Here is a 21537-nt window from a genome sequence, read left to right as displayed (position 1 = left end):
TGGGCGGCACTCCGCCGCTTTATTTGGAGAGTTTTACGTCATGGCAAACTGGTCTGACCCCCGAGCAACTGCCGCGCCCGTCGCGACACGGGCCGGTGCGGCCGACGCGGCTTTCGATGCTGGGCTGCGGTCCTACATGCTCTCGATCTACAATTATATGGCGTCGGGCGTGCTGCTGACCGGCATCGTTGCGCTGGGTTTCGCCAGCTCGGGCCTGGCCGAGCAGGTGCTCGTCACGCCGCTGCGCTGGGTGATCATGCTCGCGCCGCTCGCTTTCGTCATGGTGATCAGCTTCGGCATCAATCGGCTGTCGACCTTCGCCGCGCAGGCGCTGTTCTGGGCGTTCGCGGTGGCAATGGGCCTGTCGCTGTCGTCGATCTTCCTGATCTACACCGGCACGTCGATCGCGACGACTTTCTTCGCGACGGCTGCGGCGTTCGCGTCGCTCAGCCTGTGGGGCTATACCACCAAGAAGGATCTTTCCGGCTTCGGCACCTTCCTGATCATGGGCGTGGTCGGGCTGCTGATCGCGTCGCTCATCAACATCTTCCTCCAGTCGTCGGCGATGAACCTGATCATCAGTGCCATCGGCGTGCTGCTGTTCGCCGGCCTCACCGCCTATGATACGCAGAAGCTGAAGAGCATGTATCAGTATGTCGCTGGCACCGATTTCGCCGGCAAGTCGGTGGTGATGGGGGCCCTTACCCTCTACCTCGACTTCATCAACATGTTCACCTTCCTGCTGCAGTTTCTCGGTGACCGCCGCTAAACGCGCAGAGGATCGCAGGATCGAGGGCCCGGCCGAAACGCCGGGCCTTTTTCTTTGTCCGCCTGACGCTATGCTGGTCCGGGCGGGAGGCGCATGGACTATCTCGGGCTGAGCTTCGACCAAGGCGACGAGGAGGCGATGGTCCGGCGCTTGCGCGCGCGCAACGCCGACAGCGGCTTCGCCTATCTGGTCACACCCAATGTCGATCATGTCGTACGCCTGTCGAAACTCGATCAGGATAGCGCCGAGTGGCGCGCCTATCGCAACGCGGCGTGGCGGCTGTGCGACAGCCGGATATTGTCCGCGCTGGCGGCGCGGCGCGGGATCCACCTGCCTGTGGTGACGGGAAGCGATCTGACCGCGCGCCTGTTTCGTGACGTCGCCGCTCCGGGCGACCGGATTTGCCTGATCGGAGGGCAGCCGGGTGATATCGAGGCGCTGGCAGCGATCCGGCCGGATATCTCGATCGTTCAGCATATTCCTCCGCGGGACCTGTGCGCAGATGCCGAGGGCAGAGCGACCGCCGCACGCTTTCTTGCTGCGTCCGCCGCGCGTTTCAGCCTGATCGCGGTTGGCTCGCCCCAGCAGGAATTGATCGCGGCGGCAGCGGCGGCGATCCCTGAGGCACGGGGAACCGCGCTGTGCGTTGGCGCCTCGATCGATTTCTTGACCGGCAGGGCGCGGCGCGCGCCGCGCTGGATGCAACGGTCGTCGCTGGAGTGGCTGCATCGCCTCCTGCTCGACCCGTGGCGGCTCTGGCGGCGCTATTTGCTGGACGGGCCGCGCATCTTCCTCCTCGCCTGGCGCGCAGGCCGCTAGCAGACGACGGAGCAATGGAACAATAGCCCGGCCCCACAGGTTGACGCCTTGCCGTCAGCCCTATCAGGCAGGCGTCGCTTAGAGCGGGCCGGCAGGAGGTGGTCATGACAAAGGCACAAGCAACTGACGATGCCAGGGGTGGCTTTCGGCTCATCCTCGGGAGCCGGGTGAACGGAGCCCCCGTCTATAATCGCGGCGGCGAGCATATTGGTCATGTCGACGATCTGTCGATCGAACGAAAGGACGGCAGGGTCGTTTACGCGATTATGTCCTTCGGCGGCTTCCTTGGCATAGGCGAGAAATTCCATCCCATACCTTGGTCACTGCTCGACTATGATCCCGATCGCGGTGGCTATGTGGTGTCGCTCGACCGGGCGACGCTGGAGGCCGCGCCGCATTATGAACGCAGCGAACTCGTGACGCTCGGCGGGCCGAGCCAAAGCGCCAGTGCAGAGCGCATCTTCGAATATTATGGGCCCTTCGGTCCGCTTCCTTACTGGTGACGGGCAGGCGATGTTGAGCCGCACATTTTCGCGTGCGATCGCGATTAAGTTATTGCCGCCGATTTGTAGAAATAATAAATAAATATTCTTCTAAAGAAAATTAGAGGAGAGCGGTAGCGTAAGTATCGGGGGCGTTTTATGATCGAAGTATTTGATTCCAGGGTAAATCACCTGGCCCGCTGTTGCCAGCGCGAACGTCTGGCAGCGCAAGCAGCCCATACGGTCGAGGCTAAGCGTATCCATCAATGGCTCGCCGATATCTATGCACGTGAGGCGATGCGGCTCGACCGCTGAACAGCTTGCGCGATCGGAGCAGTAAGAGGGCGACCCGATCAGGCGGTCGCCGGACCGCGCATCATGTCTTGCCTTGCCTTGAGGAGAGCGGCTGCGTCGGTCCGGCTGAGCTTCACCCGGTGGAGCGCGCTGGCCTTGATCAACTGGACCAACGCGTTCGCGTTCTTCACGGCGTCAGCCTTGTTGAAGCACGCCGCCGCGCCCAGCAGCAGGGCGCCAATCCGGGTTTCGGAGCCTTCGGCGGTGCTGCCGGACAGCATGACGGCGGGGATATGCTGGGCGTTGAGAGTCTGAAGATAGGTCAGGCCGTCGATCCCGGGCATGTCGATATCCAGCGTGACGACATCGACATGCCGCCGTTCCAGAATCGACGTAGCCTCTTCCGCAGAAGCCGCCACGCCCACCACGTTCAGCCGGCGGTCCTTTTCAAACAGGCCGGCGAGCATTGCCCTGATGATGAGCGAGTCGTCGACTATCAGGACATTTATATGTTCGGCATCGACCATCCCGGTCTCCTCAAACGCTACGCAACCGATATAGTGGTCGTCGGGCGCCGGGCCGATTATAGAATCCAGATCGTGCTGGCTGGTTAATCCCAGGGCCAGGCATGGCGCCCGATCATTAGACTTTAGCAGCGAAACGCGAGGTTTAGGCGCCTCTGCAGCCCGCGAACGGATTAACGGGCGGAGGTGTCGTTTAACCAACCGGCAATATGCTGATGCCGACATGCCAGTTTGTAGATAATGGTAAAAATCGGGAATCAGGTGATGCCGTTTCCAGAGAAAGTGCTATTCGTCAGGGAATATTAGTGATTTTCACATATGACGCCTGTCTGATGTTCCGCCGTGCCGGCCGCTCCAGTGTCATCCGCGCCAGCATTGGGAACGTCACCTATCTGCGTATGGTGATTGTTACGATAGCGTGCTATGAACAACCTACCGGTCGTTGTGGGGTAGCCGGTGTGTAGGGGGTTTGCTTATGATGCGTCTTGTGAAAACCGCGGCGGTGGCCGCCATCATGTTCGCTGCGACGGCTGTTCCGGCCCTTGGCGCGGTGATCGTGAATTCAGGCAACACCGGTTACAGCTTCACGGTCGATTATGTCGGCCAGGTCGGCGGCAACACGACGCCATCGGTGTCGGCGCTCGGTACGTTCACCTTCAATGGCGTCACCAACGGCGGCAAGACCTATAATTTCGGCTATTCGTTCAACAACGACTCCACCACGACGGCGCGGCTTAGCGGCTTCGCTTTCAACACCAATCCGAACCCTACGGGCGCGAATGTCACCGGCGCGTTCAACAACAGCTATCTCAGCGGCAATTATCCCGAAGGGTACAGCACGGTCGACGTTTGTTTCACCGATGGCGGCGGCTCCTGCGCAGGCGGCGGTAGCGGCGGTTTCTACCAGGGCAACACCGGCACTGGCAATTTCTCGCTGACCTTTGCCGAAGTGATGAACTCGGTGTCGTTCGACAGCTTCGTGACGCGCTTCCAGTCGATCAGCGGCGTGAGCGGCGGCACTTCGGGCATCGGCCTCGGCTCGGTCGTCCAGGGTGGCGGCGGCGGCACCCCGATCACGGCGCCCGAACCGGCGACCTGGGCGATGATGCTGATAGGTTTCGGCGCGGTCGGCTATGCGCTGCGCCGCCGGCGCTCCGGCATGCTCGCACTGGTTCCCCAAGCCGCCTGACGGCGGCGGAACTTACATCGTTTCACGAACCGGCGTTCAGCGTTATGGCGGGTCCATGACGCTTACCCCGCTTGTCCTCCTTATCTGCTCCAACATCTTCATGACCGTCGCATGGTACGGTCATCTGAAGTTCACCGACACGCGGCTGTGGATCGTCATCCTGGCCTCGTGGGGCATCGCGCTGGTCGAATATTGCTTCGCCGTGCCCGCCAACCGGATCGGCTATCTCCATGGCTGGACCGCGGGACAGCTCAAGATCGCCCAGGAAATCATCACGCTGCTGGTCTTCGCCATCTTTGCCGTTGTCGTGCTCGGCGAACCGCTCGGCTGGCGCCACGCAGGGGCGTTCGGCTGCATGATCGGCGCGGCCTGCTTCATGTTCGCCGGACGCGGCTAAACAGGCCCGATTGCACTCGCATACCCGGCTTCCCATATCGCGTCCGGCAAAGCATGGTTTATCACCGCGATTTCCGAGCCGGCTGACAATGGCCAGCCTCGAAATCGCTCAGTAGGACGAATATGAGCGAACTCCCCAAATGGCACGGAACCACGATTATGTCGGTACGCAAGGGCGGCAAGGTCGTCGTCATCGGCGACGGGCAGGTGTCGATGGGCAATACGGTGATGAAACCCAATGCGCGCAAGGTCCGCAAACTGGGTGACGGATCTGTGATCGGCGGTTTCGCCGGTGCGACGGCCGACGCCTTCACGCTATTCGACCGGCTCGAACGCAAGCTGGAGCAGCATGGCGGACAGTTGCTGCGCGCCGCGGTCGAACTTGCCAAGGACTGGCGGACCGATAAATATCTCCGCAACCTCGAAGCGATGATGATCGTCGCTGACAAGGAAGTGACCCTGATCCTCACCGGCAATGGCGATGTGCTCGAGCCGGTGGGCGGAGTGGCTGCGATCGGGTCGGGCGGCAATTTCGCCCTGTCGGCGGCGCGCGCGCTGGTCGACTATGAAGCCGATGCCGAGACGATCTGCCGCAAGGCGATGGGCATCGCTGCCGAACTCTGCGTCTTCACCAATGACAGTCTGACGATCGAGACGCTCGATAGCGTCGCCTGATCATACCCAGCTCCGATCTACCGAAAGCACAGAAATGAACGACAATCTCACCCCCAAGGCGATCGTCGCCGCACTCGACGCGCATATCGTCGGTCAGGCCGATGCCAAGCGGGCCGTTGCGGTGGCGTTGCGCAACCGTTGGCGCCGCCAGCGCCTATCGGAAAATCTGCGCGACGAGGTAACGCCGAAGAATATTCTGATGATCGGGCCGACCGGTTGCGGCAAGACCGAGATCAGCCGCCGGCTGGCCCGGCTCGCCGATGCGCCTTTTGTCAAGGTCGAGGCGACTAAGTTCACCGAGGTCGGCTATGTCGGCCGCGACGTCGAACAGATCGCGCGCGATCTGGTCGAGGAGGCCGTGCGGCTGGAGAAGGACCGCCGCCGCGCCGCAGTGAAGGACAAGGCGGAGGAGGCGGCGATGGCGCGGCTGCTCGACGCTCTGGTCGGCAAGGACGCAAGCGAGGCGACCCGGCTGAGCTTCCGCCAGCGTTTCGAGGAGCACCAACTCGACGACAAGGAGATCGAGATCGAGGTCGAGGATTCGGGGGGCATGCCGTTCGAGCTGCCTGGGATGGGCGGCAATATCGGCATGATCAACCTGACCGAGATGATGACCAAGATGGGCGGCAACCGCACCAAGCGCCGCAAGATGTCCGTGCGCGCCGCCTGGTCCAAGCTGGTCGACGAAGAGGCCGACAAGCGGCTCGACCAGGACGAGGTGAGCCGCGTGGCGCTGCAGGATGCCGAGCAGAACGGCATCGTCTTCCTCGACGAGATCGACAAGATTGCGGTGAGCGACGTGCGCGGCGGTTCGGTGAGCCGCGAGGGCGTGCAACGCGATTTGTTGCCGCTGATCGAAGGCACGACCGTCGCGACCAAATATGGTCCGCTCAAGACCGACCATATCCTGTTCATCGCATCGGGCGCCTTTCATGTCGCCAAGCCGTCGGATCTGCTGCCCGAACTCCAGGGGCGTTTGCCGATCCGGGTCGAGCTCAAGGCGCTGACCGAGGAGGATTTCGTCCGCATCCTGTCCGACACGCGGGCGAGCCTGACGGAGCAATATCGCGCGCTGATCGGTACCGAGGGCGTCGAGATCAGCTTCACCGATGACGGCATCGCGGCGATTGCGAAGATCGCCGCCGAGGTGAACGGGCAGATCGAGAATATCGGCGCACGACGGCTGTCGACGGTGATGGAAAAGCTGCTTGAGGAGATCAGCTTTGACGCCGAGGATCGCAAGGGCACCAGCCTGACGGTCGATGCCGCTTATGTGAACGGCCAGCTCAGCGAGGTGGCGCGCGACACCGATCTGTCGAAATATGTGCTCTAAGGGGGAAGCCAGCCGATGACGATCACCATGTACGGCATCAAGAATTGCGACACGATCAAGAAGGCGCGGACCTGGCTGGAGGATCGCGGCATCGGTTATGACTTTCATGACTACAAGGCGTCGGGGATCGATCGGGCGCGGTTGCAGAGTTGGGTGGCCAGTCTGGGCTGGGAAGTTCTGCTGAACCGCGCCGGGACCACCTTCCGTAAGCTCGCCGACGCCGATCGCGCAGACATCGATGCCGTCAAGGCGGTCGCGCTGATGGAGGCGCAGCCGTCGATGATCAAGCGGCCGGTCCTCGACATAGACGGGCAATTGCTGGTCGGATTCAAGCCCGACCAATATCAGAAGACGCTCGGCTAGACTGCGGGCTCGAGCTGCGGGTCGAGCGTCGTGCGATTGCGGCCGGCTTCCTTAGAGGCATAGAGAGCACGATCGGCGCGTTTCAGCACGTCGGCGAGGATATGGTCTCCCGCCGTGAGGCTCGCGATACCGAAACTCGCGGTCAGCGCATCCGCGCGGCCGCCGACCGGCATCGACATGATCCGCTTGCGGAGCTGTTCGACCTGAAGGCTGGCGGCGTCCATGTCCTGCCCCGGGAAGAACAGCACGAACTCTTCGCCGCCGAAGCGGCCGAAATGGTCGCTTGCCGCCAGCCGTTCCTGGAAAAGCGCGCTGAGACGGCAAAGTACCTCGTCGCCGCAGTCATGGCCATGTTCGTCGTTGATATGCTTGAAATGGTCGACGTCGCAGATCGCTATGGTCAGCGGCTGCCCGCCGGAGCGCGCTTCCGCCATCATGCGAAGACCGGCCGCTTCGATCGCGCGGCGGTTGGGCGCTCCGGTGAGGGAGTCGGTGTCGGCGGCGATGCGCAGCCGCTCGGCCAGATCGCCCGCGAGCAGGTATAGCGAGAAGATGCCTCCGGCCACGGTCATGGCCGGGAGGCCAAGGAAGACGATCAGCGTATAGACGTGGTCGAGCCATTCGGATTTGCCGTTGCCCATCGCCGCCAGCACCAGTCCGCCCGCGATCTCGATCGCGGCCATGGCAAAACCGGTGAAAATGATCGGCCGCTCGCCCAGCCGCAGCATGCGGCCCGGCCGCCACAGTGCGGTTATGCCGAACAGCAGCACGCCCGCCGCGTAGAGCGGGACCACAGCTCCGGCCAGGCCACGATTGGGAAGCGCGAAGGTGAACAGTGCGATGACGACCATCGCTGCGGCCTGGCTGACGAACAGGCGTTTTGCGTAAAGTGGCAGGCCCGAGCGCAACCGGTAGGCGAGGGTGGCGAGGATCGGCGGAATAAGGGCAAGTGCGCTGACCAGCAGATCGAGCCATTCATTCTCGGTGAACAGAAGCGTATAGGCCGCGTCGCCGAGATACATCAGCACGTTGCAACCAAAAGCCCCGGCGAGAAAGTGCGCCATCCGCCGCTGGCCCAGCGTGCGTGCGGCGAGCGCCATTGCCAGCGCCATTAGCGCATTGACGAGCAGCAGCACCGCAAAGATGAAAATATCGACCGACATCTGCCGCTATGCTCCCCCAGAACCCCGCGCCTTCGTATACTTAGTCAAGCCGTTGCGAAAAGGATGTTGTGGACTTTCGCCCGCGGCGGCGTGGGTCATGCTTCACCTTGGCGGTATTCCTGTCTATCCGCTCTCGGCAAGGAGATCCCCGCATGACCCCAACCGCGAAGATATTGCTGCTCGGATCGGGCGAACTTGGCCGCGAATTCGTGATCGCGGCGAAGCGGCTGGGCGCCTATGTCGTCGCATGCGATTCCTATGCGGGCGCACCGGCGATGCAGGTCGCCGACGCGGCGGAGATATTCTCTATGCTGGACGGCGATGCGCTCGCAGCGGTGATCGAGAAGCACAAGCCCGATCATGTCGTGCCCGAGGTCGAGGCGATCCGAACCGAAGTCCTGAAGGACTATGAGGATCGCGGATTCTCGATCGTGCCGTCGGCGCGGGCGACGATGCTGACGATGAACCGCGACCGTATCCGCGACGTCGCGGCGAGCGAACTGGGGCTCACCACGTCGAAGTTCCTCTATGCCGAAAGCCTCGATGAGATGCGCGCTGCGGTCGACGAGGTCGGCATTCCCTGTGTGGTGAAGCCGGTGATGTCGTCGTCGGGAAAGGGGCAGAGCATCGTGACCGCCCCCGGCGCGGTCGACGCTGCCTGGGACTATGCGGTGTCGGGCATGCGCGGCGACCGGCAGCGGGTGATCGTCGAGGCATTCGTCGCCTTCGATTATGAGATCACCCTGCTGACCATCCGGACCCGTGAGGGCGTGCTGTTCTGCGATCCGATCGGCCATCGCCAGGAGCGCGGCGACTATCAGGAAAGCTGGCAGCCGACGCCGATGTCGAAGAAGGCGCTCGCCGCCGCGCAGGATATGGCGCGCAAGGTGGTCGACAATCTGGGCGGCTATGGGCTGTTCGGGGTCGAATTCTTCGTCGCGGGGGAGAAGGTGATCTTCTCCGAACTGTCACCCCGGCCGCATGATACCGGCATGGTGACGCTGATCTCGCAGAACCTGACTGAGTTCGACCTGCACGCCCGCGCGATCCTGGGCCTGCCGATCCCGCATATCCAGTTGCTGGGTGCGGCGGCGTCGGCGGTGATCCTGGCCGATCGCGACGCCGAGGATTTCCGTTTCGAGGGGCTGGCGGAAGCGCTGGCCCCGACGCCCGGCGCGGAGACCGACATACGGCTGTTCAGTAAACCGGTGACGCGCCGCAATCGCCGAATGGGCGTCGCGCTGGCACTGACCCGTGACGGCACCGCCGAGCAGGCGCGAGAAGCCGCGCGCAAGGCGGCGTCGCGGATATCGATACATTATGGGGAGGAGGGCTGATGACTCGCACGCTGATTTCCTCGGGTTCGCCATTCGAGAAGCAGGTCGGGTACAGTCGCGCCGTGGTCGACGGCGACTGGGCCTTCGTCGCGGGCACCACCGGCTATGATCCCGAAACACGGGTGATGCCCGATAGCGCGGCGGAACAGGCGCGCAACGCGCTCGGCGTCATCGAACGGGCGTTGGACGAGGCGGGCTTCGCGATGGCGGACATCGTTCGCGCAACTTATTATTTCACCGACGCCGCCTATTGGGATGAGGTGGGTCCGGTGCTGGGCGAGATCTTCGGCGAGATCCGCCCTGCCGCGACGGCGCTGATCGCCGGGCTGATCAAGCCTGAGATGAAAGTCGAGATCGAGGTGACTGCCAAGCGACGTTAGTTCGTAATTTTCGCCATATTTCAGAATTGGGCACTGAAATATGGTGTAACTGTGTTTGTGATATCCGGAATATCAATACATTTTTCGGCCTAAAGGCATTTGGCACGGTTCCTGCTGAGATGTGTGCATTCACAACGCACACGGAAAGGGAACTACAATGCAGAGCTTCAAGAACATGGTCGCCGGGAGCGCCGCCCTCGTCGCCGCCTTCGTCACCGTTGCCGCGGCGACCCCGCTGCGGGCCGAGCCGGTCCGGGTCGCAGTTGCTTATGGCGATCTGGACATCCAGAGCCAAGTGGGTGCCGCCGAACTTCAGACCCGTATCGCCCGCGCAGCACGCCGGGCCTGCGGTCCCAGCGATGCCGCTAGCCACTTTCAAGTCGCCCGCTGCCGCACCATGGCGGTCGAGTCGGCCCAGAGCCAGCTCGCGATGAAGGCGAACGGGATCAAGCTCGCCGCACGCTAAGTCCGGTCAGGCAGGCCAAGACCGGGCCGCCGCGGAGGGACTCCAGCCCTTCCCGGCGGCCCGAGTCATTTTAGAATTATGAGGATCAGAAGGTGAAGCTGTAAGGCTGGCCTGAGAGCGTGCCCGTTCCCGAGCCATGTTTCATGCCTTTCAGCGCGAAACTGAACGGCCCAGAGCGCCGATCGTCGCAGACCAGCATGCCTCGCCCGAATAGGGCGTCCTTTGCGCCGCGCTTATAGGTGAAACTGCCGACGCAATGGGTGCGGGCGCCTCCGAACAGTTCGATCGTGCCGCCATCGCTATACTGGGTCAGCGAACCCGAAAGCGCTTCATCGGCGCCGAGAACGCCTTTCACCGCCACCGTCATGTCGCACGCCGTTAGCAAGAGTGCCGATATCGCAACCGCGAATCCCGCATAATGTCTCACAACGCCGCCCCCCGGCCCGCCGCAGAGCAGCAGGGATAGCATGGCTGGCGCATGGCACTATCACCAATTGATCCATTTCGAAGCGAGGGCCGTGCGGCCGCCAGCCGCACATTTGCTTATCGCTTTCCAATATTTAATTTGGGGCGTGCGGAGCGGGGCTTGGCTAGTGGCGCAGCATGGCAATTAACATGACTCATCTGGAGCGGCTCGAGGCCGAGAGCATCCACATCATGCGTGAAGTCGTCGCCGAGTGCGAACGGCCGGTGATGCTTTATTCGGTGGGCAAGGATTCCGCGGTGATGCTGCATCTCGCCCGCAAAGCCTTTTATCCGTCGCCGCCGCCATTTCCACTGCTGCATGTCGACACGACGTGGAAGTTCAGGGCCATGTATGAATTGCGCGACCGGATGGCGCGCGAGAGCGGCATGGAGTTGCTGGTCTATCAAAACCCCGAGGCGATCGAGCGCGGGATCAACCCGTTCGACCATGGCGCGCTGCACACCGATATGTGGAAGACCGAGGGGCTGAAGCAGGCGCTCGACAAATATGGGTTCGATGCGGCGTTCGGCGGCGCGCGGCGCGACGAGGAGAAAAGCCGGGCGAAGGAGCGGATATTCTCGTTCCGCACGGCTTCGCACGGCTGGGACCCGAAGAACCAGCGGCCCGAGCTGTGGAACCTGTACAACGCCAAGAAGGCGAAGGGCGAAAGCATCCGCGTCTTTCCGATCTCCAACTGGACCGAACTCGACATCTGGCAATATATCCAGCTCAACGACGTGCCGATCGTGCCGCTTTACTTCGCAGCCAAGCGCCCCACGGTCGAGCGTGACGGCATGCTGCTGATGGTCGACGACGATCGCTTCCCCTTGAAGCCCGGCGAGGTGCCGGTCGACCGGTCGATCCGCTTCCGCACGCTCGGTTGCTATCCTCTGACCGGCGCGGTCGAGAGCGAGGCGTCGACCTTGCCCGAGGTGATCCAGGAAATGCTGCTGACGACGACGTCGGAGCGGCAGGGGCGCGCGATCGACAAGGACGCCGGCGGTGCCGGTATGGAGAAGAAGAAGCAGGAAGGGTATTTCTGATGACCGAGACGCTTCAAGAGAGCGCCTATCAGGTCGACAAGCTGATCGCCCAGGATATCGACGCCTATCTCGATCAGCACCAGCACAAGACCCTGCTGCGCTTCATCACCTGCGGATCGGTGGACGACGGCAAGTCGACGCTGATCGGACGCCTTCTCTATGATTCGAAGATGATCTTCGAGGACCAGCTTGCCGCACTCGAGGCGGACAGCAAGCGGGTGGGCACCCAGGGGCAGGAAATCGACTTCGCCCTCCTGGTCGACGGACTTGCCGCCGAGCGCGAGCAGGGCATCACCATCGACGTCGCCTATCGCTTCTTCTCGACCGAGAAGCGCAAGTTCATCGTCGCAGATACGCCGGGACACGAGCAATATACCCGCAACATGGTGACCGGCGCGTCGACTGCCGACCTGGCCGTGATCCTCATCGATGCGCGCAAGGGCGTGCTGACCCAGACGCGGCGGCACAGCTATCTGGCGCATCTGATCGGCATCAGGAACCTGGTGCTCGCGGTCAACAAGATGGATTTGGTCGGTTATGACCAGAAGGTCTTCGACGATATCGTCGAGGACTATACGGTCTTTGCGAAATCGATCGGAATTGAAGCATTCGTGCCGATGCCGATTTCCGGCTTCAAGGGCGACAACATCACGGCGCTGTCAGAGAACACCCCCTGGTACAAGGGGCCGACGCTGATGGAGCATCTGGAGACCGTCGAGGTCGACCAGATTTCCGATCAGGCGAAGGCGCTGCGCATGCCGGTGCAGTGGGTCAACCGGCCCAATCTCGATTTCCGTGGCTTTTCGGGGCTGATCGCTTCGGGCACCGTGAGGCCTGGCGACAAGATCCGGGTCCTACCTTCGGGCAAGACCTCGACCGTCGATCGCATCGTCACCCTGAGCGGGGATCTGGACGAGGCCATAGCCGGTCAATCGGTGACGTTGACGCTCGCCGACGAGATCGATTGCTCGCGTGGGGACGTGATCGCGATCGCCGACAGCCCGCCGCAGGTCGCCGACCAGTTCGAGACGACGATTGTCTGGATGTCAGACGAGGCGATGCTCCCGGGGCGGCCCTATTGGCTGAAGCTCGGGGCGCAAACCGTCACCGCCTCGGTTCAGGCGCCCAAATATCAGGTCAACGTCAACACGATGGAGCATTTGGCGGCGAAGACGCTGGAACTCAACGCGATTGGCGTTGCCAACCTGTCGACCGACCGGCCCCTGGTCTTCGAAAGCTATGCCGACAATCGCAGCCTGGGCGGCTTCATCCTGATCGACAAGATCACCAACGCCACCGTTGCCGCGGGGATAATCCATTTCTCGCTGCGCCGGTCGCAGAACGTCCATTGGCAGGCGATGGACATCACCCGCGAGAAGCGCGCCGACCTGAAGAATCAAAAGGCCGCGGTCCTCTGGTTCACCGGCCTGTCGGGTGCAGGCAAGTCGACCATCGCCAATATCGTTGAGAAGAAGCTGACGCGGATGAACCGCCACACCTTCCTCCTCGACGGCGACAATGTCCGTCACGGCCTCAACAAGGATCTCGGCTTCACTGATGCCGACCGGGTCGAGAATATCCGCCGGGTGGGGGAAGTGGCGCGACTGATGACCGATGCGGGCCTGATCGTCATCACCGCCTTCATTTCGCCTTTCCGCGCCGAGCGCGAGATGGTGCGCGCGATGATGGCGCCGGGCGAGTTCATCGAGGTGCACATCGACACCAGTCTGGCGGATGCGGAGAAGCGAGACGTGAAGGGCCTTTACAAGAAGGCGCGGGCCGGTGAGCTCCGGAACTTCACGGGCATCGACAGCCCCTATGAAGCGCCCGAACAGCCCGAGATCCGGATCGACACCGCCAAGCTGTCGCCCGAACAGGCTGCCGACCTGATCATCGACCAGCTGCTGGGGCAGGGCTGATGACCGATTCCGAACTTGCGATCCACATTGCGAACGCCGCGGGGCGGATGCTGCTCGACTTGCGGGCGTCGGGCCGTTTCGAGGGCAAGGCGATGGGCGTGGAGGGCGATCGCATCGCCAACGCCTTCATCATGGAGACGCTGCGCCGCGAACGGCCCGCCGACGCCATCCTGTCCGAAGAAGAGGTCAATGATGTGGCGCGCTGCCAAGCGGAGCGCGTCTGGATCGTCGATCCGCTCGACGGCACCCGCGAATATGGCGAAGGCCGCAGCGACTGGGCGGTTCATATCGCGGTGGCTGTCGCCGGGAAGGCGAGCGTCGGCGCGGTGGCACTGCCGGGGCTGGGCGTGACCCTCGATTCGGAGCATCCGCTTCCGCTCGCACCGCGCCCGGAAAGGCTGCGTATGCTGGTCAGCCGTACCCGGCCCGCGGCGGAAGCGGTTGCGGTCGCCGAGAGCCTGGGCGCCGAGCTGGTGCCGATGGGTTCGGCAGGCGCCAAGGCGATGGCGGTGGTGCGCGGCGAGGCCGACATCTATCTCCATTCGGGCGGTCAATATGAATGGGACAATTGCGCGCCGGTCGCGGTCGCGCAGGCCGCAGGGCTACACTGCTCGCGGATCGATGGAGCGCCGCTCACCTACAACCATCCCAATCCATGGCTGCCTGACCTCCTGATCTGCCCGACCGACCTGGCTGATGAGGTGCTACGCCTCGTCAAGGAGACGTCGCCAGCCTGACAGGATTGCGGAGGTCAGGAAGGCCGCACCGAACGGTCGTTCTTCAGAACGCTGATTTCCTGTGTGAGCTGTTGGCGTTTGATGTAGGACCAGCGCATATAAGCGGCCATCTGGCGCTCCTGGATGAGGAACCTGTGCTCTCTCATTCTCTGCCGCTTCGCCGCGTTGGACATCAGCGGCGGTTCGAGCAGCAGGTCGAGATAGCGGGGCAGGGAATATCGGTCGACCCAGGCTTGCGGCATATCGCGCGCGAAGGCGACGCCCTTGGCGTAATTGCCGATGATCTCGGCGGCGATCTGTGCGCCCGAGAGGCGGCGTCCGCAGCATCGGCCGGTGAAGTTGAAACGCGCGGCCATGTCGACATTGATCCGGTCGAGATAGCCCGGCCCACCAAAATGGTCATAAATGTAGACCGGTACGCGGCTGACTAACGCATAAGGCACCGTCTTGCCGATCGAGATGACCACATCGGCATCGGCGATCATCTGCGGCGTGATGAGCGTGACCTCGTCCCCGCCATGGCCGACATGATGGACCGACATATTCTGCCGCAGCAACCCGATCGCTTCCATCAACGCCGGATCGGCGTGGTTGGTGACCACAAGCGCGCGGCGCGGGGAGGGCGGTTTTGCGATGAAGGGCCGAAAGAAACCGGCAGGCGCGGCGTTGAGAAAGCTGGTGATCGGGCCATCATGGCCCATTGCGACGAGGTGCTCTGCCGTCAATGCAGAATTGGCGAGAACATGATCGGCCAGCAATCGGTCATGAAGCCACGCTCCGCTTTCCAGGAATACGCGCCGTGAAAGACGACCGATTATGATCCGCGTGTCCGACCTGTCTCTGTCCGAAGGGCCATAATCGAACAGCCCGAGCACCTGATGCTGGGCATAGACAATGTCATAGGCGAACGGCCGTATGCGGGCGGGATCGGTGATCGGCGGCGCGCCCGTGACAGATTCGATCAGGGCGCTCATCGGCCTGCCGACCCAGTTGGCGAACGTCGTGACGTTGCATCCCAGCGCCTGGAAATGTTGCGCCAGCTCGAGCGCAACGACTTCCGATCCGGCAATATGCTGGAGGTGATTGGTCGCGATGAGGAGGCTGCGGCTCCCGGCCGGTCGAACGGATTTGCGCACCTGATCTAGCGATCCATAAGCTAACAGATCGCCCAAATCTTACAGATACTTATCGAGTAATGTAAATGATTTGTCGGCAGTTTAGAGAGATGCGCGCTCGATCATTGACCAGCTGATGCCGGGAAAGGCACCCTCGATCAGGGTGCGCGCTGCTTTACGTCCGGCTTCGGCGGCTTCGTCCGCGCGTTGCGCGGCTTCAGCGTGATGGTCTCGGTCGCCGTTCGCCCCGTCATGGCCGCGCGCTTGCGCATCGGCCCGTTCGATACCCGCGAGAAGTTCGGCAAGCTGATGGCTCAAATTCATGCCGGGCGCCCCCCGGCCGCGATCCAGCTGTCATGGATGGCGTCGATCTCGAACAGGCGATAGGCGGCGGCCAGGCTGTCGATCCAGGCTTCCTCCCGCAGCCGCCCGGCCGTGGCGAAAAGGCGGCGGCCCTGATCGTCTGCGTAGCTGCTGCGCGACGCCGCAGTACCCGACCAGTGGCGCAGGTTACCGAGCGCGCGCACCAGCGCATCGATTTCGACGACCTCCCGACACGAGCCGTCCAATGAGCAAGGCAGGTCCATCTTTGCTCCCGAATGAGCGTTCGCTGTACAAGAATATTGCACAAATGTCAATCAGAATCTTGGTTAAGCGATTGTAGGCAATAGCGGCATGTAACAAAATTTAACGAGAAAATGCGCCGTTTAAACCGCTCGTTGTCAACAATTGTAACTTCAGTGTGAGTCCTATTTTCTTGGTCACGATATCGGCGCAGAGAGGCGGGGCGGGCGCGATAGTCCGCTGATTCGGTGGACGGCATCATGGCCAACGCAGTACTGAACATGGCTGACTATCCTGTGGTCGAGGCGCAACAGCGTCCCTTCCTTCGTTTGGTCGAGCCAGCGCCCCAGCCGAAGATGGCGCCGCCGTCGTGGATGATGGCTCCGCCAATTCCCGCCGAGATAAAGTCCGTCAGCGTCAACGAGCCGCAGCAACCTTATCTGCCGATCAATGTGATGTCGGTCGCCGTTCCGGTTTCTCAGTCCGTTCCGCCGGTTTCGGACAGTGCTCCCTATCGCCACGTTCGCGAAGTTCCGCGCATTATCTAATCGATGCTGCTTGGCCCGCCGGTTTGTTGGAAGCGGCGATAGGAAAAATCCTAGACTTGTAGGGAATGACCGTTAGAACATAACGGGAACAATTCAGCGAGTCGGATTATGGGGAAACCAGCCTACCGGGCGTCTCCGGGCTGCGAGATCGCATGCCCGGCATGCGATATCAGATGCGCGATACTGGCGGGCGAGGCTGATGATGCCTGGCGCGCGGCCGAACGTCTGCGGCGGGAGGCGGCGCTGCATCCCGCACCGGAACGGGCGGCGACACTGAGGCGCGCTGAAGCGCGGCTGGCAAGCGCAGAGCGAGACTTCGCGCGAGCGCGTCCCGCTGCTCCGCCGGCACTTCCTTTTCCAGCATGGTTTCGAACATGCGGGTCAAAGCGTCTGCATTAGGGAGGGCGACATCGAGGCGGATATATTGGACGGCCGGTTCGATGGCCGAGACTTCACCAGCGCGCTCTGCAGGGGACAGGCCGGCGAGCGCCAGAACGTCGGCCGGCTCGACGCCATAAGGTTGAAGCGCCGCGGCGATCTGTCGCGCGGCATCGATAGGAAGCAGGCCGGTGAAGCGTTTTTCCTCATAATAAGCGTAGCGGGTGTCGAGCGGACTGCCGAGCAGGGCAGCGAAGCTGCGCATCGACAGTCCGGAGCGGGCACGCAGAGCGCGCATGCGTTCATAAGGAAGGGCCATGCTGTCCACCGGAAACGGGATTGTCCGATTACCCGTAAAACTTGTGCGAAATTGTGCAACGAATTTGTTGATAAGCGAGGTGACGACATGGCGAGAGCGGGCAGGAAGCGTAAGTCGGGCGCGCGAGATAAGTCGGGACGGCTGATTGCGACGGCGAGGCTCCGCGCCGACCGGGGAACCGCAGAACTCCGGCTACATCGCGCCCGGCGAGCGGGAGCGCTCGATCCCCAGGCGGCGAGGCTATGGCAGCAGGGCCGGGCGGAGGAAGCGGTGGAAGCGATTGGCGGTGGTGATCATAGCCAGGCGGTCGATGCGATCGGCCGCGCCTGGCTGGCCGGGCTGCTTGCCCATCCGGCGCGCAGCGCGGAGGCGTTGCGCGATGCGGGGCGAATTTTGTTCAAGCTATATTGGGCGCATTATGCCGAACTTGCGCCGAGCGGCGGGCTCTATCGCGAGATGGCCGGGCGCGGCGTCGTCCGATCGATTACGGCAAGCGATATCGAGCGGGCGGCGAACCTGGAGGCCGCGCTCAACCGGCGGCTGGCCATCCTAGACGATTGCGGGCGCGATGTCCGCAAGGCCGTGGAGAGTCTTTGTATCGATCATCATTTCGAGTTCGGGCCGCTGTGGCTCGATCGGCTGATCCAGGCGCGGCGGCAGAAAGCCGCCCCGGATGCAGAGGCTTTGCGGCGGATCGAGGCCGCCGTGCTGGGCCTCGCCGCACTCACATGAATCGCAACTAGGACCGGATGGCCTTTACCATAACGTAATGAACGGCGTGTTAGCCATAAGTCTCAATTGAGGGACCGCCGATGATTTCGTCCGAAGTTTCCGTGATAGGGCGTTCGCGCCGGGCCGAAGAGCGGCTGCCGGCGGATATCCGCAGCCGGTACGGCACCGGCGGGATGCCTGAGCGCGCCTTGTGCCGCATTGTGGATATAACGACGCGCGGCGCGCGGCTGGAGGTCTATTGCGACCTTCCGCCCGCGACGATGATCACGCTGAAGCTGCCTTATACGGGTACGGTTCGCGCCAAGATCATGTGGTCCAAGGATTTCGAGGCGGGCTGCCAGTTCCTCGATCCGATCAAGGAAAGTGATCTGTCCACGATCTTTCAACAGGGTCACGCCTGATCCGGGCGCGGGCGGCCTGACCCGCTCAGGCCGCCGATTCGACGACCAGACTATTACCTTCCACCGCCACCACGGTGGCAATGGTGCCGACGGGCATGTCGGGCCCATTGGCCGACCAGAAACTATCGCCGTCGGTGGCCCGTCCCTGGCCCGCTATCAGAGCTTCGCAGATCGTCACCCGCATGCCGATCATCCGCGCCGCGCGGTTGTTGAGCAGGGGCTCGGGCGTTTGGGCGCTGCGACGGTAGATGTTGCCGCCGATGTAGATCGAGGCCACCGACGCGACCGCGAAGACGGCGAGGTCGACCGCCAGCGGCGGATCGAACAGCAGGGCAACGACGCCCGTCACGATCGCGGCGAGCGCCAGCCAGATCAGGAAGACGCCGGGCACGAATATCTCGGCCGCCGCTAGGATCACGGCGGCTATCCACCATCCCCAGCGCAGGTCGATCAGCGTGATGATGTCGCTCATGCGGCGTTATCCGGCGGAGTCGTCGGCACGCTCACGGCGGCGCGTGGCGACCCCTTGGCGCGAGTGGGGGCCGGCGGCGGTGTGCCGTCATCGCCCAGGGCGGCCTTGGCGAGCGCGCCGATGCCGCCGATCGTGCCGATCAGCTGGGTTGCTTCGACCGGGAAGAGGATCGTCTTGGCGTTGGGCGAGGTGGCGAACTTGCTCACCGCCTCGACATATTTCTGCGCGACGAAATAGTTGATCGCCAGCGCCTCGCCATTCTCGATCGCTTCGGACACGACGCGGGTGGCGTTGGCTTCGGCCTCCGCCGCGCGTTCGCGGGCTTCGGCGTCGCGAAAGGCACTTTCGCGGCGGCCCTCGGCCTGGAGGATCTGGCTTTGCTTCTGCCCCTCGGCCTTGAGGATTTCGGACGCGCGCTGACCTTCGGATTCAAGGATCAGGGCGCGTTTCTCGCGCTCGGCCTTCATCTGGCGGCCCATCGCGTTGACGATGTCGGCGGGCGGGCGGATGTCCTTCAGCTCGACGCGGGTGAGCTTGACGCCCCAGGCGACGGTCGCGTGATCGACCACGCTGAGCAGGCGGGCGTTGATCTCGTCCCGCTTCGACAGCGTCTCGTCCAGATCCATCGAGCCCATCACCGTGCGCAGGTTGGTCGTGGTGAGTTGGAGCAGCGCGCGATAGAGATCCGATACCTCATAGGCGGCCTTCACCGGGTCGAGCACCTGGAAGAAGACGACCCCGTCGACCGCGACCATCGCATTGTCCTTGGTGATGATCTCCTGCCCCGGGATATCGAGGACCTGTTCCATCATGTTGATCCGCCGGCCGACGCGATCGATGAAAGGTATGATCAGCGAGAAGCCGGGCTGCGCGGTCTTGGTGAAGCGCCCGAAGCGCTCGATCGTATATTCATAGCCCTGCCGGACGACGAGGACCGCCGAAAGGACGAAGATTATCGCCAGCAGCGCGATGGCGGCGAATAACAAGGCTGCGATCGTCATGCTTCGCTCTCCCCAGTTGCAGCAGGATGATAGCGTGTCGCGCGCGGCATGACAGCAAAACCCGCCATCCCGGATCTTTCTTGCTGGCCTCACGCTCCGCAAGGACACGAATGGCTTTCAAACCGTTACGGTTAGTCACGCCCTTCAGGATTCAGCGACGCTCATGCGCCTCAAGATAGATGCCAGCCTGCGATATCGCATGGCGGAACCCCTCGATGTCCTTCTGACCATCGAGGCGGCGCAGTTACCCGATCAGTTGCTGGTGAGCGACTTGCTGACCGTCGATGGCGTCGGGCCGATGCGGCCGATCGATGGCGAGGATGGAATCGGCCGCCGAACCTGGATGTGTGCGAGCGGCGACTTCCACGCACATTATGCGGCGGAGGTAGACGTAGATCGCCGTCCGATATCGATCGACGCGTTGCCGATCACGCCGCGCCGTGAATTGCCGCCCGAGGTGATCCCCTATCTCTGGCCCAGCCGCTATTGCGAGGCCGACCGGTTCGAGGCGTTCGTCGAACGGGAATTTCCGGGCGACAATCATGGCGCGAAGATCATGGCGATGGCGCGCTGGATATATGAGCATCTCGATTATTGCGCGGGGTCGAGTGACGCGTCGACGACGGCGGTCGACGTGTTCGTGTCACGGCAGGGCGTATGCCGTGACTTTGCGCATCTGCTGGTGAGCTTCGCCCGCGCGGCGGGGGTGCCGGCGCGGCTGGTGTCCGCCTATGCGTGGAACCTCGATCCGCCGGACTTTCACGCGGTCGTCGAGATCTGGCTGGCGGGCGACTGGTATCTGATCGATCCGACGCAGCTCGCACCGCTCGATGGTCTGGTGCGGATCGCGGTGGGGCGCGATGCGACGGACATCGCCTTCATGACGATATTTGGCACGGCTGAGCTTGTCGAACAGTCGATAATGGTTCGCCGCTTGGACTAGGACCCTCAAGCCCGGGTGAGTGCGCTGCGCCGCGCCGCGCCGCAGAAGCGGGGCGCCGATGCCTAAGGGTCCAGCCGATCGCGCCGAAGCCCAGGAGCATCATGGCCCAGGTCGCAGGTTCGGGCGCGGTGCTCACGACGGCGGTGCCGACGGTCAGATTGTCGAACTCGAAGCCGCCGCCGCCATTCTGGATGAGTTGAACGCGATTGAAGGCGCTATCACTCTGGAAATTGAAAAAAGCATATAATTCGCCGCCGTTGCCGCCGCCAAAGGGGTTGCCGTAATAGCTGCTGCCGAACCCGGACGAAGATTGCAGGACCGACTGAAGGGCATAGGTGCCGAGCAGGGTGGAGTCGTTATAGAGAGCGACCGTGTTGTTACCGTCGAGCGCCGATCCCCAGAGGCCGAAATAGTTGACGTTCTGCGACAGCTGGATGGTTGCCGGATTGCCGTTGACCGAGCCATATTGGCCGGTGCCGCCGACGCCACCATAGACGTTGGCATTTGCGATATTGATGAAGCCGCTGCTCGTCGTTCCAGTGATCGGCGAACCAGCGAAGCTCATGGTCGCCAGACCATTGGGCGCGCCGTCTAGATTGGCCACCGAGAAATCATAACCAGAAAGGGTTGGGGCGGTTACCCCGGCAGCTTCGACCGAAACGATCACAGCTGATTGAGCGGTGGCCGTGAAACCAAATAGCGCACAAAG

General features: G+C 62.7%; 30 protein-coding genes. 20 read left to right on the top strand and 10 right to left on the bottom strand.

Features of this window, described 5'->3' with window-relative positions; translation table 11 throughout:
• Positions 1 to 40 precede the first annotated feature (40 nt).
• The 4 genes from ASE00_RS06405 (at position 41) to ASE00_RS23335 (ending at position 2385) form a co-directional block, all read left to right on the top strand.
• Positions 41 to 769 carry a Bax inhibitor-1/YccA family protein gene (locus ASE00_RS06405; protein WP_056378296.1) on the top strand — a complete coding sequence of 243 codons (729 nt, stop codon included), beginning with the start codon at positions 41 to 43 and terminating at the stop codon, positions 767 to 769.
• 93 nt (positions 770 to 862) lie between these two features.
• The gene (locus ASE00_RS06400; protein ID WP_056378295.1) at positions 863 to 1588 is read left to right on the top strand and encodes a WecB/TagA/CpsF family glycosyltransferase; all 726 of its coding nucleotides are present in this window, start codon (positions 863 to 865) and stop codon (positions 1586 to 1588) included.
• A 104-nt stretch (positions 1589 to 1692) separates the two neighbouring features.
• Positions 1693 to 2091, top strand: coding sequence for a PRC-barrel domain-containing protein (locus tag ASE00_RS06395; protein WP_056379385.1), 399 nt, complete (start codon positions 1693 to 1695; stop codon positions 2089 to 2091).
• A gap of 138 nt (positions 2092 to 2229) precedes the next feature.
• The gene (locus ASE00_RS23335) at positions 2230 to 2385 is read left to right on the top strand and encodes a hypothetical protein (RefSeq protein WP_156405293.1); all 156 of its coding nucleotides are present in this window, start codon (positions 2230 to 2232) and stop codon (positions 2383 to 2385) included.
• A gap of 38 nt (positions 2386 to 2423) precedes the next feature.
• Here ASE00_RS23335 and ASE00_RS06390 read toward each other — a convergent pair whose 3' ends face one another.
• Positions 2424 to 2891 (bottom strand): response regulator, encoded by a 468-nt coding sequence (locus tag ASE00_RS06390; protein WP_056378294.1) that lies wholly within the window; start codon positions 2889 to 2891, stop codon positions 2424 to 2426.
• A 206-nt stretch (positions 2892 to 3097) separates the two neighbouring features.
• Here ASE00_RS06390 and ASE00_RS23720 point away from each other — a divergent pair, with 206 nt between their 5' ends.
• The 6 genes from ASE00_RS23720 to ASE00_RS06365 all read left to right on the top strand — a co-directional run bounded on the left by ASE00_RS23720 (position 3098) and on the right by ASE00_RS06365 (position 6844).
• Positions 3098 to 3352, top strand: coding sequence for a hypothetical protein (locus ASE00_RS23720; protein WP_162256415.1), 255 nt, complete (start codon positions 3098 to 3100; stop codon positions 3350 to 3352).
• Positions 3353 to 3366: 14 nt separating this feature from the next.
• Complete coding sequence (locus tag ASE00_RS06385; protein WP_082594571.1) at positions 3367 to 4077, top strand: cistern family PEP-CTERM protein; 711 nt, start codon at positions 3367 to 3369, stop codon at positions 4075 to 4077.
• A 55-nt stretch (positions 4078 to 4132) separates the two neighbouring features.
• Positions 4133 to 4474 carry a DMT family protein gene (locus ASE00_RS06380; RefSeq protein WP_056378292.1) on the top strand — a complete coding sequence of 114 codons (342 nt, stop codon included), beginning with the start codon at positions 4133 to 4135 and terminating at the stop codon, positions 4472 to 4474.
• Between the two features lie 122 nt (positions 4475 to 4596).
• Positions 4597 to 5148, top strand: coding sequence for an ATP-dependent protease subunit HslV (gene hslV, locus ASE00_RS06375; RefSeq protein WP_056378291.1), 552 nt, complete (start codon positions 4597 to 4599; stop codon positions 5146 to 5148).
• Between the two features lie 34 nt (positions 5149 to 5182).
• Positions 5183 to 6481, top strand: a complete 1299-nt coding sequence (gene hslU, locus ASE00_RS06370; protein ID WP_056378290.1) for an ATP-dependent protease ATPase subunit HslU — start codon at positions 5183 to 5185, stop codon at positions 6479 to 6481.
• A gap of 15 nt (positions 6482 to 6496) precedes the next feature.
• Positions 6497 to 6844: an ArsC family reductase gene (locus tag ASE00_RS06365; protein ID WP_056378289.1), complete on the top strand. Its 348-nt coding sequence runs from the start codon at positions 6497 to 6499 to the stop codon at positions 6842 to 6844.
• Here ASE00_RS06365 and ASE00_RS06360 read toward each other — a convergent pair.
• The gene (locus ASE00_RS06360; RefSeq protein WP_056378288.1) at positions 6841 to 8007 is read right to left on the bottom strand and encodes a sensor domain-containing diguanylate cyclase; all 1167 of its coding nucleotides are present in this window, start codon (positions 8005 to 8007) and stop codon (positions 6841 to 6843) included. The genes ASE00_RS06365 and ASE00_RS06360 overlap by 4 nt on opposite strands.
• A 152-nt stretch (positions 8008 to 8159) precedes the next feature.
• Here ASE00_RS06360 and purT point away from each other — a divergent pair, with 152 nt between their 5' ends.
• The 3 genes from purT to ASE00_RS06345 all read left to right on the top strand — a co-directional run bounded on the left by purT (position 8160) and on the right by ASE00_RS06345 (position 10190).
• Complete coding sequence (gene purT / locus ASE00_RS06355) at positions 8160 to 9344, top strand: formate-dependent phosphoribosylglycinamide formyltransferase (protein ID WP_056378287.1); 1185 nt, start codon at positions 8160 to 8162, stop codon at positions 9342 to 9344.
• Positions 9344 to 9724 carry a RidA family protein gene (locus tag ASE00_RS06350; protein WP_056378286.1) on the top strand — a complete coding sequence of 127 codons (381 nt, stop codon included), beginning with the start codon at positions 9344 to 9346 and terminating at the stop codon, positions 9722 to 9724. The genes purT and ASE00_RS06350 overlap by 1 nt, the downstream gene beginning before the upstream one ends.
• Positions 9725 to 9881: 157 nt before the next feature.
• Positions 9882 to 10190, top strand: coding sequence for a UrcA family protein (locus ASE00_RS06345; protein ID WP_056378285.1), 309 nt, complete (start codon positions 9882 to 9884; stop codon positions 10188 to 10190).
• A gap of 85 nt (positions 10191 to 10275) precedes the next feature.
• Here the strand turns inward: ASE00_RS06345 and ASE00_RS06340 are convergent, their stop codons facing one another.
• Entirely contained in the window at positions 10276 to 10557 is a 282-nt protein-coding gene (locus ASE00_RS06340; protein ID WP_056378284.1) for a hypothetical protein, read from the bottom strand.
• A 236-nt stretch (positions 10558 to 10793) separates the two neighbouring features.
• On the opposite strand from ASE00_RS06340, the gene cysD reads away from it, so the two are divergent.
• Genes cysD through ASE00_RS06325 form a run of 3 tightly spaced genes read left to right on the top strand, consistent with a single transcriptional unit; the run spans position 10794 to position 14355 of the window.
• Complete coding sequence (gene cysD, locus ASE00_RS06335; RefSeq protein WP_056378283.1) at positions 10794 to 11699, top strand: sulfate adenylyltransferase subunit CysD; 906 nt, start codon at positions 10794 to 10796, stop codon at positions 11697 to 11699.
• Positions 11699 to 13618, top strand: coding sequence for a sulfate adenylyltransferase subunit CysN (gene cysN, locus ASE00_RS06330; protein ID WP_056378282.1), 1920 nt, complete (start codon positions 11699 to 11701; stop codon positions 13616 to 13618). Before cysD ends, cysN begins: the two co-directional genes overlap by 1 nt.
• Entirely contained in the window at positions 13618 to 14355 is a 738-nt protein-coding gene (locus tag ASE00_RS06325; protein WP_056378281.1) for a 3'(2'),5'-bisphosphate nucleotidase CysQ, read from the top strand. The genes cysN and ASE00_RS06325 overlap by 1 nt, the downstream gene beginning before the upstream one ends.
• A gap of 14 nt (positions 14356 to 14369) precedes the next feature.
• Here the strand turns inward: ASE00_RS06325 and ASE00_RS06320 are convergent, their stop codons facing one another.
• From ASE00_RS06320 to ASE00_RS06310, 3 genes are all read right to left on the bottom strand, one after another.
• Complete coding sequence (locus ASE00_RS06320) at positions 14370 to 15491, bottom strand: hypothetical protein (protein WP_056379382.1); 1122 nt, start codon at positions 15489 to 15491, stop codon at positions 14370 to 14372.
• A gap of 81 nt (positions 15492 to 15572) precedes the next feature.
• Positions 15573 to 15794: a hypothetical protein gene (locus tag ASE00_RS06315; RefSeq protein WP_056378280.1), complete on the bottom strand. Its 222-nt coding sequence runs from the start codon at positions 15792 to 15794 to the stop codon at positions 15573 to 15575.
• A complete protein-coding gene (locus ASE00_RS06310) occupies positions 15791 to 16057 on the bottom strand; it encodes a hypothetical protein (protein ID WP_056378279.1) in 267 nt (88 codons plus the stop codon). The genes ASE00_RS06315 and ASE00_RS06310 overlap by 4 nt, the downstream gene beginning before the upstream one ends.
• Positions 16058 to 16282: 225 nt before the next feature.
• On the opposite strand from ASE00_RS06310, the gene ASE00_RS06305 reads away from it, so the two are divergent.
• Positions 16283 to 16582 (top strand): hypothetical protein, encoded by a 300-nt coding sequence (locus tag ASE00_RS06305; RefSeq protein ID WP_162256414.1) that lies wholly within the window; start codon positions 16283 to 16285, stop codon positions 16580 to 16582.
• A gap of 169 nt (positions 16583 to 16751) precedes the next feature.
• On the opposite strand, the gene ASE00_RS06300 is transcribed toward ASE00_RS06305, so the two are convergent.
• On the bottom strand, positions 16752 to 17258 hold the full coding sequence (locus ASE00_RS06300) for a hypothetical protein (protein ID WP_162256413.1): 507 nt from the start codon (positions 17256 to 17258) through the stop codon (positions 16752 to 16754).
• A 108-nt stretch (positions 17259 to 17366) separates the two neighbouring features.
• Here ASE00_RS06300 and ASE00_RS06295 point away from each other — a divergent pair, with 108 nt between their 5' ends.
• Together ASE00_RS06295 and ASE00_RS06290 are read left to right on the top strand one after the other, a co-directional pair.
• Positions 17367 to 18011 (top strand): hypothetical protein, encoded by a 645-nt coding sequence (locus ASE00_RS06295; RefSeq protein ID WP_156405292.1) that lies wholly within the window; start codon positions 17367 to 17369, stop codon positions 18009 to 18011.
• A gap of 101 nt (positions 18012 to 18112) precedes the next feature.
• Entirely contained in the window at positions 18113 to 18412 is a 300-nt protein-coding gene (locus tag ASE00_RS06290; protein WP_235538552.1) for a PilZ domain-containing protein, read from the top strand.
• 25 nt (positions 18413 to 18437) lie between these two features.
• On the opposite strand, the gene ASE00_RS06285 is transcribed toward ASE00_RS06290, so the two are convergent.
• On the bottom strand, positions 18438 to 18884 hold the full coding sequence (locus tag ASE00_RS06285) for an NfeD family protein (RefSeq protein ID WP_056378274.1): 447 nt from the start codon (positions 18882 to 18884) through the stop codon (positions 18438 to 18440).
• Positions 18881 to 19885 (bottom strand): SPFH domain-containing protein, encoded by a 1005-nt coding sequence (locus ASE00_RS06280; RefSeq protein ID WP_056378273.1) that lies wholly within the window; start codon positions 19883 to 19885, stop codon positions 18881 to 18883. The genes ASE00_RS06285 and ASE00_RS06280 overlap by 4 nt, the downstream gene beginning before the upstream one ends.
• 163 nt (positions 19886 to 20048) lie before the next feature.
• Here ASE00_RS06280 and ASE00_RS06275 point away from each other — a divergent pair, with 163 nt between their 5' ends.
• The gene (locus ASE00_RS06275) at positions 20049 to 20828 is read left to right on the top strand and encodes a transglutaminase-like domain-containing protein (protein WP_056378272.1); all 780 of its coding nucleotides are present in this window, start codon (positions 20049 to 20051) and stop codon (positions 20826 to 20828) included.
• Here ASE00_RS06275 and ASE00_RS23330 read toward each other — a convergent pair.
• Positions 20764 to 21495, bottom strand: coding sequence for a PEPxxWA-CTERM sorting domain-containing protein (locus tag ASE00_RS23330; protein WP_056378271.1), 732 nt, complete (start codon positions 21493 to 21495; stop codon positions 20764 to 20766). The two genes, ASE00_RS06275 and ASE00_RS23330, sit on opposite strands and share 65 nt — an antisense overlap.
• Positions 21496 to 21537: the final 42 nt, after the last annotated feature.

Origin of the sequence: Sphingomonas sp. Root710 (genome assembly GCF_001429065.1) — a bacterium.
Classification (GTDB): domain Bacteria; phylum Pseudomonadota; class Alphaproteobacteria; order Sphingomonadales; family Sphingomonadaceae; genus Rhizorhabdus.
Note: the sequence above shows the minus strand (reverse complement) of the source record. Positions and strands in the feature narration are given on the sequence as shown.

What these genes read in the sequence shown, in the direction of transcription:
- ASE00_RS06405 (WP_056378296.1), top strand. Translation starts at nt 41, where the DNA reads ATGGCAAACTGGTCTGACCCCCGAGCAACTGCCGCGCCCGTCGCGACA.
- ASE00_RS06400 (WP_056378295.1), top strand. Translation starts at nt 863, where the DNA reads ATGGACTATCTCGGGCTGAGCTTCGACCAAGGCGACGAGGAGGCGATG.
- ASE00_RS06395 (WP_056379385.1), top strand. Translation starts at nt 1,693, where the DNA reads ATGACAAAGGCACAAGCAACTGACGATGCCAGGGGTGGCTTTCGGCTC.
- ASE00_RS23335 (WP_156405293.1), top strand. Translation starts at nt 2,230, where the DNA reads ATGATCGAAGTATTTGATTCCAGGGTAAATCACCTGGCCCGCTGTTGC.
- ASE00_RS06390 (WP_056378294.1), bottom strand. Translation starts at nt 2,891, where the DNA reads ATGGTCGATGCCGAACATATAAATGTCCTGATAGTCGACGACTCGCTC.
- ASE00_RS23720 (WP_162256415.1), top strand. Translation starts at nt 3,098, where the DNA reads ATGCTGATGCCGACATGCCAGTTTGTAGATAATGGTAAAAATCGGGAA.
- ASE00_RS06385 (WP_082594571.1), top strand. Translation starts at nt 3,367, where the DNA reads ATGCGTCTTGTGAAAACCGCGGCGGTGGCCGCCATCATGTTCGCTGCG.
- ASE00_RS06380 (WP_056378292.1), top strand. Translation starts at nt 4,133, where the DNA reads ATGACGCTTACCCCGCTTGTCCTCCTTATCTGCTCCAACATCTTCATG.
- hslV (WP_056378291.1), top strand. Translation starts at nt 4,597, where the DNA reads ATGAGCGAACTCCCCAAATGGCACGGAACCACGATTATGTCGGTACGC.
- hslU (WP_056378290.1), top strand. Translation starts at nt 5,183, where the DNA reads ATGAACGACAATCTCACCCCCAAGGCGATCGTCGCCGCACTCGACGCG.
- ASE00_RS06365 (WP_056378289.1), top strand. Translation starts at nt 6,497, where the DNA reads ATGACGATCACCATGTACGGCATCAAGAATTGCGACACGATCAAGAAG.
- ASE00_RS06360 (WP_056378288.1), bottom strand. Translation starts at nt 8,007, where the DNA reads ATGTCGGTCGATATTTTCATCTTTGCGGTGCTGCTGCTCGTCAATGCG.
- purT (WP_056378287.1), top strand. Translation starts at nt 8,160, where the DNA reads ATGACCCCAACCGCGAAGATATTGCTGCTCGGATCGGGCGAACTTGGC.
- ASE00_RS06350 (WP_056378286.1), top strand. Translation starts at nt 9,344, where the DNA reads ATGACTCGCACGCTGATTTCCTCGGGTTCGCCATTCGAGAAGCAGGTC.
- ASE00_RS06345 (WP_056378285.1), top strand. Translation starts at nt 9,882, where the DNA reads ATGCAGAGCTTCAAGAACATGGTCGCCGGGAGCGCCGCCCTCGTCGCC.
- ASE00_RS06340 (WP_056378284.1), bottom strand. Translation starts at nt 10,557, where the DNA reads ATGACGGTGGCGGTGAAAGGCGTTCTCGGCGCCGATGAAGCGCTTTCG.
- cysD (WP_056378283.1), top strand. Translation starts at nt 10,794, where the DNA reads ATGGCAATTAACATGACTCATCTGGAGCGGCTCGAGGCCGAGAGCATC.
- cysN (WP_056378282.1), top strand. Translation starts at nt 11,699, where the DNA reads ATGACCGAGACGCTTCAAGAGAGCGCCTATCAGGTCGACAAGCTGATC.
- ASE00_RS06325 (WP_056378281.1), top strand. Translation starts at nt 13,618, where the DNA reads ATGACCGATTCCGAACTTGCGATCCACATTGCGAACGCCGCGGGGCGG.
- ASE00_RS06315 (WP_056378280.1), bottom strand. Translation starts at nt 15,794, where the DNA reads ATGAATTTGAGCCATCAGCTTGCCGAACTTCTCGCGGGTATCGAACGG.
- ASE00_RS06310 (WP_056378279.1), bottom strand. Translation starts at nt 16,057, where the DNA reads ATGGACCTGCCTTGCTCATTGGACGGCTCGTGTCGGGAGGTCGTCGAA.
- ASE00_RS06300 (WP_162256413.1), bottom strand. Translation starts at nt 17,258, where the DNA reads ATGCGCGCTCTGCGTGCCCGCTCCGGACTGTCGATGCGCAGCTTCGCT.
- ASE00_RS06295 (WP_156405292.1), top strand. Translation starts at nt 17,367, where the DNA reads ATGGCGAGAGCGGGCAGGAAGCGTAAGTCGGGCGCGCGAGATAAGTCG.
- ASE00_RS06285 (WP_056378274.1), bottom strand. Translation starts at nt 18,884, where the DNA reads ATGAGCGACATCATCACGCTGATCGACCTGCGCTGGGGATGGTGGATA.
- ASE00_RS06280 (WP_056378273.1), bottom strand. Translation starts at nt 19,885, where the DNA reads ATGACGATCGCAGCCTTGTTATTCGCCGCCATCGCGCTGCTGGCGATA.
- ASE00_RS06275 (WP_056378272.1), top strand. Translation starts at nt 20,049, where the DNA reads ATGCGCCTCAAGATAGATGCCAGCCTGCGATATCGCATGGCGGAACCC.